The 13,425-nt window shown below is 74.2% G+C and carries 1 protein-coding gene; it reads left to right on the forward strand.

What is annotated here, in order from left to right:
• A partial coding sequence (locus ABZ801_RS41490; protein ID WP_360709444.1) for an amino acid adenylation domain-containing protein occupies positions 1–13,425 on the forward strand: 13,425 nt, incomplete at both ends.

Below are 13,425 nucleotides of genomic sequence, written 5' to 3' on the forward strand. Positions count from 1 at the left end.
CGGATCGAGCTGGGCGAGATCGAGGCGGCGCTTGCCGCGCACGCCTCCGTGGGCCAGGTCGCGGTGGTGGTGCGCGAGGATCAGCCCGGCACCAAACGCCTCGTCGCCTACCTTGTTGCCGCCGAGGGTGCCGGGGTGGATGAGGCCGTGTTGCGGGAGTTCGCAGCCGAGCGGTTACCGGAGTACATGGTTCCGGCGGCGTTCGTGGTGCTGGAGGCGTTGCCGACCACGCCGAACGGGAAGCTGGACCGGGCGGCGTTGCCCGCCCCGGACTTTGGTGGTCGGTCGGGTGGGCGTGGTCCGGCGAATGCGACCGAAGAGGTGTTGTGCGGCCTGTTCGCCGAAGTCCTCGGCCTGGAGCAGGTGGGCGCCGAAGACTCCTTCTTCGAACTCGGCGGGGATTCGATCGTTTCGATGCTGCTGGTCTCGCGGGCCAGGCGGGCGGGCTTGGCGCTCACCGTCCGCCAGGTGTTCGAACACCGCTCGCCCGCCGGTCTCGCGGCCATCGCCGTTCCCGCCGACCAGGCCGCCGCGAAACCTCGCGAGGACGCCGCGACGGGACGGCTCCCACTCGTGCCGATCATGCGTGACGTCGCGGAACGCGCCGGACGGGTCGCGCTGGAGGGCGAGTTCTACCAGTCGATGCTCGTCTCGGTTCCCGCCGGCCTGGACCACGGGGGGCTCTCCCGGGCCGTCCGGGCGGTTCTCGACCGGCACGACATGCTGCGCGCCCGGCTCGAAACCACTGACGAACTGCTGGTCACCGAGCCCGGCTCCGTCGATGTTGACGCCGTGTTGCGCCGCGTGGGCGGCATCGCCCCCGACGTCGTCGCCGAACAGTCGCGGGCGGCGGGCCGCAGGCTGGACCCCCGGGCGGGAGTGATGACGCAGCTGGTCTGGTTCGACGCGGGTCCGGACGTCGACGGTCTGCTTCTGTGGGCGGTTCACCATCTCGCGGTCGATGGCGTGTCCTGGCGCGTCCTGCTGTCCGATCTGGCCGACGCCGGCACGGCGGTGGCGGAGGGCCGGACCCCCGACCTCGCCCCCGTTCCCGTGTCCTACCGGGAGTGGGCGCGGGAACTGCGCGCTCGCGCCGGCAGCCCCGAGACCCTGGCCGAGCTTCCGGCCTGGATCGACCTGCTGAGCGGCCCGAACCCGGGCCTGGCCGACCGTCCCCTCGACGCGGACGTGGACGTGGTGGCGGCCGGGGTCGGCCAGGTGACGGTGACGGTCCCCGCAGAGGTGACGCGCGCGCTGCTGACCCGCGTGCCCGCCGCCTTCCACGCCGGGATCGACGACGTTCTGCTCGCGGCCCTGACCGGCGCCGTCACCGCATGGCGTCCCGAAACGCGCGCGGGAATCCTCGTGGACGTCGAGGGGCACGGACGAGTCCCCCTCACCAACGGCATGGACCTGTCCCGAACGGTCGGCTGGTTCACCAGCCTCCACCCCGTCCGCCTGGACGCGGGCGACCTGGACGTCACGCCGGGCCGCCAGGACGCCGGACGGCTGGTCAAGCGAGTCAAGGAGCAGTTGCGCGCGGTCCCGTCCGACGGCCTCGGCTACGGGCTGCTGCGCCACCTCAACCCGGACACCGCCGCCGAGCTGGCCGGGCTGCCGGTGCCGCAGATCGGCTTCAACTACCTCGGCCGCTTCGCCGCGGGCGAGCCCGGCCGGCACTGGCAGCCCACAGGCGCGGGCGGGCTGAGCGGCGGAGCCGACCCCCGCCTCGCGGCCACGCACGTGCTGGAGGCGGCCGGGCTCGTGCACGACCTGCCCGGTGGTCCCGAACTCGAACTGTCGCTCAGCTGGCCGGTGACGCTGCTGGACGAGCCGGACGTGCGGTCCCTGGCGCAGGCCTGGGCCGACCTGCTGGACGGGCTCGCCGACGCGCCGGGCGGTCACACCCCGTCGGACTTCCCGCTGGTGAGCCTGGACCAGGACCAGATCGAGGAACTGGAGGAGACGGGACTGGCCGAGGTGTGGCCCCTGTCGCCGCTCCAGGAAGGGCTGCTGTTCCACGCGCTCTACGACGAGCAGGCCCCCGACGTCTACACCGTCCAGCACCTGGCGACGTTCACCGGCGCGCTCGACACCGCACTGCTGCGCCGCTCCTGGGACGCCCTGGTGGCCCGGCACGCGGGCCTTCGCGCGGGATTCCGCCGGCCGACCGGAGCGGAACAGTACGTGCAGGTGGTGGTGCCCGAGGCCACGGTCCCCTGGCACGAGGCGGACCTGTCCGGGCTCGGCCGGGACGAGGCTCGCGAGGAGTCGGAACGTCTGGCCGCAGACGAAAGAGGGCGCCGGTTCGACGTCGGAACACCGCCGCTGATCCGGCTGCTGCTGGTGAAGCTGGGCACGGATCGGTACCGGATGGTCGTCACCATGCACCACCTGGTGCTGGACGGCTGGTCGCTGCCGGTGCTGATGAGCGAGCTGTGGCAGGTGTACGAGGCGGGCGGCGACACGTCGACGCTGCCGCCCGTGGTCCCGTACCGCGGCTATCTGGACTGGCTGGCCCGGCAGGACCGGGACGCGGCGCGGACCGCCTGGCAGCAGGCACTGTCCGGGGTGGACGGACCCACCCTCATCGCGCCCGCCACGGCCGAGGCCACGGTGCTCCCGGCCAGCCTGACCATCCGGCCGGACGACCGGCTGGTCGACGCGCTGCGGGACACCGCCCGCACCCACGGCCTGACGTTGAACACGCTCATGCAGGGCGCCTGGGCTGTGCTGGTCGGCAAGCTGACCGGCCGCGACGACGTCGTGTTCGGCGCGACCGTGTCGGGGCGCCCCGCCGACCTGCCCGACGTGGACCGGATGCTCGGCCTGTTCATCAACACCGTCCCCGTGCGGGTGCGCCTGGACGCGGCGGCCTCGCTCGTCTCGACGCTGTCCGCGCTCCAGGACCGGCAGTCCGAACTCATCGACCACCAGTACCTGGGGCTCGCGGAGATCCAGCGGATGGCCGGCGCCGGCGCCACGTTCGACACGCTGCTGGTCTACGAGAACTACCCGATCGAGGCGGCCGGGCCGCCGATGCCCGGCGAACTGCGCCTGCTCGACGCGGAGGCGCAGGACGCGGCCCACTACCCGCTGACGCTCGCGGTGGCCCCCGGGGACCCGTGGGAACTGCGGCTGACCTACCGTCCGGACATCTTCGACGAGCCGACCGTCCGGACCTACGCCGACCGGCTGCTGCGGGTGCTGGAACAGATCGCCACCGACCCGGAACGCGCGATCGCCCGGATCGAGGTCCTGGACCACACCGAACGCTTCACCCTGCTGGAGAACTGGAACGACACCGGCGCGTTCGTCCCCGATGTCCTGATCCCCGGCCAGATCCGGGCCTGGGCGGAGCGCACGCCGGACGCGGTGGCGTTGCGGTGCGGTGACGCCGCCCTGACCTACGCCGAACTGGAGGAGCGGTCGAACCGGCTGGCCCGGTATCTGCTGGACGCCGGGGTCGGCCGTGAGTCGGTCGTGGGCCTGTGCCTGCCACGCGGGATCGACGCTGTGGTGGCGATGGTCGGGGTGTGGAAGGCGGGCGCCGCGTATGTGCCGCTGGACCCCGAATATCCCGCTGACCGGCTGGAGTTCATGCTCGCCGACAGCGGCGCCTCCCTGCGGATCGACTCGCTGGACGACCTGATCGCTGATCAGTCCGCCGAGCCGTTGGGTATCCAGGTGGACGCGGCGAGCCTGGCGTACGTCATCTACACCTCCGGCTCCACGGGCCGTCCCAAGGGCGTGATGGGCCACCACGGCGGCATGGTCAACCTGGTGGAGTCGCTACGCCCGGTCCTGGGCGCGGCGCCAGGCGAGAAGGTGCTGCAGTTCGCCTCGTTCAGCTTCGACGCGTCGGTCCTGGACGTGGCTGTGGCGTTGTCGTCGGGGGCCACGCTCGTCATCGCCACGGCGCAGGAGCGCGCGGAACCGGCGGCGCTCACCCGAATGGTCAACGAGCAGGGCGTCAGTGCGGCGAGCATCGTGCCGTCGCTGCTGAGCGTGCTCGACCCGGCCCAGGTCGAGGGCGTGGATCGGTGGGTCTTGGGTGCCGAGCGACTGTCGGCGGACCTGGCGGCCCGCTGGGCAGGCGGAGATCGGCTGTGGAACACCTACGGCCCCACCGAGACGACCGTCATGGCCACAGTCGGTGTGGTGGACGGCCCCGGAACCCCGCCCATCGGCCGCCCGATCGGCAACACCAAGGCGTTCGTCCTGGACGAATTCCTCCAGCCGGTTCCGGTCGGAGTGACCGGCGAACTGTACGTCGCCGGCGCAGGCGTCACACGCGGATACGTCAACCGTCCGACCCTGACCGCCGAACGGTTCGTGGCCTGCCCATTCACCACCGGACGCATGTACCGCACCGGCGACCTGGCCCGATGGACGCCTGACGGCGAGCTGGAGTTCATCGGCCGAGCCGACGAGCAAGTCAAGATCCGCGGATTCCGCGTGGAACCGGGCGAGGTCGAAACCGTGCTGGCGAAGCACGAGAGCGTCGACCGCGCCGTGGTGACGGTGCACGACGGCCGCCTGATCGCCTACGTCGTCCCGGCGAACGGTGGCATCGACGTCGCCGTCCTGCGCGAGTTCGCGGCGGTGCGCCTGCCCGAGTACATGATCCCCTCCGCGTTCGTTGAGCTGGAGGCGCTCCCCCTCACCGTCAACGGCAAACTCGACCGGGCCGCACTCCCCGCCCCCGACTTCGCGGGCCGGACGGCGAGCCGGGCCCCCGCCACCCCCACCGAGGATCTCCTCTGCGGCCTGTTCGCCGAGGTGCTCGGGGTGGAGCGGGTCGGGGCGGAGGATTCGTTCTTCGAGCTGGGCGGCGACTCGATCATGTCGATGCTGCTGGTGTCCCGGGCCCGGCGTGCGGGGCTGGTGCTCACCGCGCGGCAGGTGTTCGAGCAGCGGTCACCGGCGGCGCTGGCGGTCGTGGCCGCGCCGCTGGACGGCGCCGCCGCCTCGGACGCGCCCGCCGCGACGGGCCGGATTCCGCTGGTGCCGGTGATGCGGGAGGCGGCGGAGCGGTCCGGCCCGGCGGCCTTGGAAGGCGAGTTCTTCCAGTCGGTGCTGGTCGCGGTGCCCGCGGGACTGGACGCCGACCGGCTGGCGCAGGCGGTGCGGGCGGTCATGGACCGGCACGACGTGCTGCGCGCCCGGCTCGACGGCACCGAACTCGTGGTCCCCGAAGGCGGCGTGCACGCACAGGCGCCGCCACTGCGGCGGGTGCCTGCGGAGGAGCCGGTGCACGAGCAGGTCCGCGCGGCCGCCGCACGGCTCGATCCGTCCAACGGGGTCATGACGCAGCTCGTCTGGTTCGACGCCGGTCCGCAGGGTGACGGGCGGCTGCTGTGGCTGATCCACCACCTGGTCGTGGACGGGGTGTCGTGGCGGATCCTGCTGCCGGATCTGGCGGCGGCCTACGAGTCGCCGGACACGGAGCTGGAGCCGGTACCGGTGTCGTTCCGGCAGTGGGCCCTGGACCTCGCGGCCCAGGCCACCGCGCCCGAACGCGTCGCCGAGCTGCCGCGCTGGACGGCGCTTCTGGACGGCACGGAACCGCGGCTGGGCGACCGGCCGCTCGACCCGGAACTGGACAAGGTCACGACCCTGCGCCAGGTGACGGTGACCGTCCCGGCCGAGGTGACCGGGGCGCTGCTCACCCGGTTGCCGGCGGCCTTCCACGCGAGCGTCGACGATGTCCTGCTGGCGGCGTTCAGCGCGGCGCTCGCCGAGACCCGCGAGGACTACCGGGCGACGGGTGTTGTCGTGGACGTCGAAGGCCACGGTCGGGAAGGGATGGACCTGTCACGGACCGTCGGCTGGTTCACCAAGGTGCATCCCGTCAGGCTGCCCGTCCCGGAGACCGGCCCCGGCGACGTGCGTGCGGGCGGTCCGGCCGCGGGCGAGCTGATCAAGAGGGTGAAGGAGCGGTTGCGCGCGGTCCCGTCCGACGGCCTCGGCTACGGTCTGTTGCGCTACCTGAACCCGGACACCGCCGCCGAACTGGCGGCCCTGCCCGCCCCGCAGATCGGCTTCAACTACCTCGGCCGCCTCGCCTCCGGGTCCGCCGGCGCCCCCGGTGACGGGGGACGGCACTGGCAGCCGGTGGACCGCACCGGCCTCGGCGGCGGCGCCGACCCGCGGATGGCGGCCGGTCATGTGCTGGAGGTGTCGGGGGTCGTCCACGACCTGCCGGACGGTCCCGAGCTCGTCCTCGGCCTGATGTGGCCGGAACGGCTGCTGACCGAGACGGCCGTCCGGGAGCTGGCCGACGCGTGGGCGGCGATGCTTGCCGGCCTCGCCGCGCACGCCGCCGACCCGGCGGCGGGCGGCCACACCCCGTCCGACTTCCCGCTGGTCCCCCTGGACCAGGGCCAGGTCGCGGAGCTGGAACGCGCCGTCCCGGGGCTGGCCGAGGTGTGGCCGGTGACGCCCCTGCAGGAGGGGCTGCTGTTCCACGCGGGCTACGACGAGGAACTCCCCGACGTCTACGTCAGCCAGCGCGTGCTCGACATCGAAGGGCCGCTCGACACGGCGGCCCTGCGCCGGTCGTGGCAGACGCTGCTCGACCGGCACGCCGGCCTGCGCGTCGGCTTCCTCACCCCGGCCGGTGCGCGCGAGCCGGTGCAGGTGGTCGCCGACGGTGTCGCCGTCCCGTGGCGGGAGGCGGACGTGCCGGGCGGCGACGCGGACGAGTCGGAGCGGCTGGTCGCCGAGGAGGCGGAACGCGGGTTCGACCTGGCGTCGCCGCCGCTGCTGCGGCTGCTGCTGATGAGGCTCGGCCCCGGCCGCCACCGGCTGGTGGTCACGATGCACCACATCGTCATCGACGGCTGGTCGATGCCGATCCTGATGGAGGAGCTGTGGGCGGCGTACGAGGCGGGCGGCGCACCGGCCGCGCCGGCCCCCGCCGCCTCCCCCCGCGACTACCTCGGCTGGCTGGCCCGGCAGGACCGGGACGCGGCCCGCCGGGCATGGCGGGACGCCCTGGACGGGCTGGACGAGCCGACGCTCGTCGCGCCCGCCGTCAAGGACGCCGATCCGGTGCCGCCGCGCGGCGTCACCGTCCGGGCGGGCGAACGGCTCACCGGGACGCTGCGCGACACCGCGCGGGCGCGGGGCCTGACCGTCAACACCCTGGTGCAGGCCGCGTGGGCGGTGCTGGTCGGCAAGCTCACCGGCCGCCGCGACGTGGTGTTCGGCGCGACCGTCTCCGGCCGCCCCGCCGAGGTGCCGGGCGTGGAGCGCATGCTCGGCCTGCTGATCAACACGGTTCCGGTGCGGGTGCCGCTGGACCCCGCCCGCCCGGTGGGCGCGCTGCTGGCCGACCTTCAGCGGCGGCAGGCCGAGCTGCTGGCGCACCAGCATCTGGGGCTGTCGGAGATCCAGCGGCACGCCGGGCAGGGCGCCGTGTTCGACGCGCTGCTGGCGTTCGAGAACTACCCGGCCGACCCGGCGGGCCCGGCGGTCGCCGGTGGGCTGCGGCTGACCCGGGGGGAGATCCGGGACGCCGCGCACTACCCGCTGACGCTCGTCGTCAACACCGGCGACGACCTGGAACTGCGCCTGGACTACCGGCCCGACGCCTTCACCGCCGACGAGGCCCGGCGGCTCACCGACCGGCTGCTGCGGATTCTCGGCCAGTTCGCCGCCGACCCCGGCACCCGCGTCGGCGCGCTGGACGTGCTCGACCCGGCCGAACGCCGTCTCGTCCTCGCCGACTGGAACGCCACCGAGCGTCCGGTGTCCGCCGCCACCCTGGTCGACCTGCTGGAACGGCAGGCGGCCCGCACCCCGCACGCCCCCGCCGTCACGCACGGGGCCGCCACCTGGACCTACGCCGAACTCGCCGCGGCCGCCAACCGCGTCGCCCGCGAGCTGATCGCCCGCGGCGCCGGCCCGGAACGGATCGTCGGCGTGGCGCTGGAACGCTCGCCCGAACTCATCGCCGTCCTGCTGGGCGTGCTGAAGGCCGGTGCGGCCTACCTGCCGCTGGATCCCGGCTACCCGGCGGCGCGGCTCGCCGTCATGGTGGCCGACGCCGACCCCGCCGTGGTCGTCTGCACCGACGCGACCGCCCCGGCGCTGCCCGCCGGCGTGCCGCTGCTGCGCTGGGACGACCCCGCGATCGCCGCCCGGCCGGACACCCCGCCCACCGACGCCGACCGGACGGCCCCGCTGCTGCCCGCCCACCCGGCCTACGTGATCTACACGTCCGGGTCCACGGGCGAGCCCAAGGGCGTCGTCGTCCCCCACGCGGGCGCGGTGAACTACGTGACGTGGCGCAGCTCCGCCTACGGGTTCGGGCCCGGCGACCGGGTGCTGCAGTTCGCGTCGGTCTCGTTCGACACGTCCGTCTGCGAGATCTTCCCCGCGCTGACGTCCGGCGCGACCCTGTGCGTCGCCGACCGCGACGGCGACCTCGGGCAGGAGGTGCGGGACCTCGCCGTCACCTCCGCCACCTTCACCCCGACCGTCCTGGACACCCTCGACCCGGACGCGCTGCGCACCGTCACCCGGCTGATCACCGCGGGCGAGGCGTGCGGGCCGGACCTGCTGCGGCGCTTCGCGCCCGGCCGGGCGTTCTTCAACGAGTACGGGCCGACCGAGGCGACGGTCGACGTGACCTGCTGGACCTGCCCGCCCGACGTCCCCGGCACCGTGCCGCTCGGCCGGCCCATCGCCAACGTGCGGGTGTACATCCTGGACGAGTGCCTCCAGCCGGTGCCGCCCGGCACGGTCGGCGAGCTGTACGTGGCGGGCGCGGGCATCACCCGCGGGTACGTGCGGCGGCCCGGCGTCACCGCCGGACGGTTCGTGGCCTGCCCGTTCGCCGCGCCGGGCGAGCGCATGTACCGCACCGGCGACCTGGCCCGCTGGACGCCCGGCGGGGAACTGGAGTTCGCCGGACGCGCCGACGAACAGGTCAAGATCCGCGGCTTCCGGATCGAACCCGGCGAGATCGAGACCGTGCTGACCGGGCACGAGAGCGTCGCGCAGGCCGCCGTGGTCGCCCGGCGCGACGGGCCGGGCGGGCGGCTGCTCGTCGGCTACGTCGTCCCGGCCGGGGACGGCGCCGCAGGCGTCGACGGCGCGGCGCTGCGCGCCCACCTGGCCGAGCGGCTGCCCGAGCACATGGTCCCGGCCGCGTTCGTGGAGCTGGCGGAGCTGCCGCTGTCGGTGAACGGCAAGCTCGACCGGGCACGGCTGCCCGCCCCCGACTTCGCGGCGCTCGCGGGCGGCCGGGAGGCGCGCACCCCGCGGGAACGGCTGCTGTGCGAACTGTTCGCCGACGTGCTGAACCTCGACCGGGTCGGCGCGGACGACGGGTTCTTCGCGCTCGGCGGCGACTCGGTCATGTCGATGCTGCTGGTGTCGCGGGCCCGCCGCGCCGGGGTGCGGTTCACCGCCCGGCAGGTGTTCGAGCACCGCACACCGGCCGCGCTCGCCGCCGTCGCCGAGTTCGGCGGGGCCGGGCAGGGCGGGGACGCGCCCGCCCCCGGAGAGGAGGCGGCGGGGGAGGGGCGGCTGCCGCTGCCCCCGGTCGCGCACGAGATCGCCGCGCGGGCCGGGCGGACGGCCCTGACCGGCGAGTACTTCCAGTCGATGCTGGTCACCGCCCCGGCGGGACTGGACCCGGCCCGGCTGTGCGGCGCCGTCCAGACGGTGCTGGACCACCACGACCTGCTGCGGGCCCGCCTGGACGGCGACGAGCTGGTCGTCCCCGGCAGGGGCGCCGTCGACGCCGCCGACGTCGTCCAGCGCGTCGAGGGCACCGACGAGGAGACCGTGGCCGCGTGGATGCGGCAGGCCGGCGGCAGCCTCGACCCCCGGTCCGGGCACCTGACCCGCGTCGTCTGGTTCGACGCTGGCCCGGACACCGGCGGGCTCCTGCTGTGGGTGATCCACCACCTCGCCGTCGACGGCGTGTCCTGGCGGATCCTGCTGCCCGACCTGGCCGACGCCTACGCGGGACGGGCCCTGCAACCCGTCCCGGTGTCGTACCGGCACTGGGCCCGCACGCTCGCCGAGCAGGCCACCGGCCCCGACCGCCTCGCCGAGCTGCCGCACTGGACCGGCACGCTGCGCACCCCCGAGCCGCCGCTCGGGGACCGTCCGCTCGACCCGGACCGCGACCTGGCCGCCCGGATGCGGCGGATGGAGACGACCGTCCCGCCCTCCGTCACCGAGGCGCTGCTGACGCGCGTGCCCGAGGCGTTCCACGCGGGCGTCGATGACGTCCTGCTCGCCGCGCTGGCCTGCGCCGTCGTCCGCCATCGCGCGGAGCCCGGGGCGGGGCTGCTGGTCGAAGTCGAAGGCCACGGCCGGTCCCCGGAGTCGATGGACCTGTCGCGGACGGTCGGCTGGTTCACCACCACCTACCCCGTGCGCCTGGACCCCGGCGACCCCGCCGACCTGGGCGGCGCGGTCAAACGCGTCAAGGAGCAACTGCGCGCGGTCCCGTCCGACGGACTGGGCTACGGCCTGCTGCGTCACCTCAACCCGCGGACCGCCGCCGAGCTGGCCGCGCTGCCGGCACCGCAGATCGGCTTCAACTACCTGGGCCGGTTCGCCGCCGCCGGCGACGCCGACGACCGGCCGTGGCAGCCCACCGGCATCGGCCTGGCCGGCGGAGCGGACGCGACGCTGGCCGCCACGCACACCCTGGAGGCGGCGGGCCTCGTCCACGACCTGCCCGGCGAGCCGCGCCTCACCCTCACCCTGACCTGGCCCGAGGACGTGCTCGCCGACACGGCCGTCGAGGAACTGGCCGAGGCGTGGACGGGCGTCCTCGCGGATCTCGCCGACCACGTCGCCGACCCCGCCGCGGGCGGCCACACCCCGTCGGACTTCCCGCTGGTCACGCTGGACCAGGACCAGATCGAGGAGCTGGAACGCGCCGTCCCCGCGCTCGCCGACGTCTGGCCTCCCGCGCCGCTGCAGGAGGGCCTGCTGTTCCACGCCGCCTACGACGACCAGATCCCCGACGTCTACACCATCCAGCAGACCGTCGACCTGCACGGACCCGTGGACGCCGCGCTGCTGCGGCGGTCCTGGGACGCCGTGATGGCCCGGCACGCCGGCCTGCGGGGCGCCTTCCGGCGGCCCGCCGGAGCGGACCACCCGGTGCAGGTCGTCGCCGGTGACGTGACCGTCCCGTGGACCGAGACGGACCTCTCCGGCACCGACCGCCCCGACGAGCGGGCCGAACGGCTCGCCGCGCAGGACCGGGCCCGCCGGTTCGACCTCGCCGAGCCCCCGCTGATCCGCCTGCTCCTGCTGCGCCTGGCCGCCGACCGCTACCGGCTCGTCATCACCATGCATCACATCCTGCTGGACGGCTGGTCGTTCGCGGTGCTGATGCGCGAACTGTGGACCGTCTACGGGGCGGGCGGCGACCCGGACGTCCTCCCGCCGGTAACCCCCTACCGTTCGCACCTGGAATGGCTGGCCCGCCAGGACAAGGCGGACGCGCGGGAACACTGGCGCCGGGCCCTCGCCGGACTGGACGGCCCGACCCTCGTCGCCCCCGCCGCCGCCCCCGGTGTCTCGGTCATGCCGCGCAGCGTCGTCGCCCGCGCGGACGCGCCGCTGACCGGCGCCCTGCGCGAGATGGCCCGCGCCCGCGGCCTGACGGTCAACACCGTGGTGCAGGGCGCGTGGGCGCTGCTGCTCGCCGGTCTCACCGGCCGCGACGACGTCGTGTTCGGCGCGACCGTCTCGGGCCGCCCCGCCGACCTGCCCGGCGTCGAACGCATGCTCGGCCTGTTCATCAACACCGTCCCGGTCCGGGTGCCGTTCGACCCGGCCGCGACCGTCGCGGACCTGCTGACGGACCTGCAGGAACGGCAGGCCGAGCTGATCGCCCACCAGCACCTCGGCCTCACCGACATCCAGCGCCTGGCCGGCCCCGGCGCCGCCTTCGACACCCTCCTGATCTACGAGAACTACCCCGTCGACGCGACCGCGCCGCCCGGCGGCGGCCTGCGCATCGAGGTGACCGGCGACCGGGACGTCTCCCACTACCCGCTCACCCTGGCCGTCGCGCCCTTCACCGAACTCGAACTGAAGCTGGACTACCGCCCCGACCTGTTCGACGAGCCCACCGCCGACGCCCTCGCCCGGCGCCTGGTGCTCGTCCTCGAACAGTTCGCCGCCGACCCGGAGACGCCCGTCGGCCGGATCGGGCTCCTCGATGACGACGAACGCCGCACCGTACTGACGGACTGGAACAACACCACGTCACCGGCCTCCGCCCGTTCCGTCGTGGACCTGTTCGAGGAGCAGGCCGAGGCGGCGCCGGATGCGGTGGCGGTGGTCGAAGAGGGCCGGGTGTGGTCGTATGCGGATCTGGACGTGTTCGCGGATCGTGTGGCACGCGGGCTGGTGGGGCGCGGGGTCGGCCGGGGTGATCTGGTCGGTGTGGTGATGGGCCGGTCGGTTGAGCTGGTCGGGGTGTTGTTGGGGGTGTTGAAGGCGGGCGCCGCGTACGTGCCGGTGGATCCGGGGTGGCCGGAGGCACGGCGTCAGGCGGTGCTCGCCGGGGTGAGCCTGGTGGTGGACGACCCTTCGGAGATGCCGGCCGAGGGGAGTGATGGCGGCCGGGTTCGTGCCGAGGTGGGTGCCGATGACGCGGCGTACGTCATGTTCACGTCGGGGTCGACCGGGGTGCCCAAGGGGGTCGTGGCCACGCATGGCGGCGTGGCCGGGCTGGCCGTCGACAGCGGCTGGGGTGTGGGTGCGGGGGACCGTGTGCTGCTGCACGCCCCCCATGTCTTCGACGCCTCCACCTACGAGATCTGGGCGCCGCTGGTCAGCGGGGGAATCGTGATCGTCGCGCCACCCGGACAGGTCGAAAGTCGCGAACTGGAGCGGCTGATCAAAACCCACGGGCTGTCTCATGTGCATGTGACGGCCGGGTTGCTGGGGTTGCTGGCGGAGGAGTCGCCGGGGTCGTTCGCGGGTGTGCGTGAGGTGTTGACCGGTGGTGATGTGGTTCCGGTTTCGGCGGTGGAGGCGGTGCGGGCGGCCTGTCCGGGTGTGGTGGTTCGGCATCTGTACGGGCCGACCGAGGTGACGCTGTGCGCGACCACCTTCGAGCTGCCCGCCGAAGCCAAACTGCCGGGCGTGCTGCCCATCGGGCGCCCCCGCGACGATGCCCGCGTGTTCGTGCTCGACCGGCACCTGCAGCCGACCCCCGCCGGGATGGTGGGGGAACTGTATGTGGCCGGGGGCGGGCTCGCTCGCGGCTACCTGGAGCAGCCTGGCCTGACCGCCGAACGGTTCGTCGCATGCCCGTTCGGGGCCGGGGAGCGGATGTATCGCACGGGTGACCTGGTGCGGTGGACGCCCGACGGTGACCTGGTGTTCGTGGGGCGTGCGGATGAGCAGGTGAAGATTCGTGGGTTCCGG

This window comes from Actinomadura sp. NPDC047616 (assembly GCF_040642915.1).
Taxonomy (GTDB): domain Bacteria; phylum Actinomycetota; class Actinomycetes; order Streptosporangiales; family Streptosporangiaceae; genus Spirillospora; species Spirillospora miaoliensis.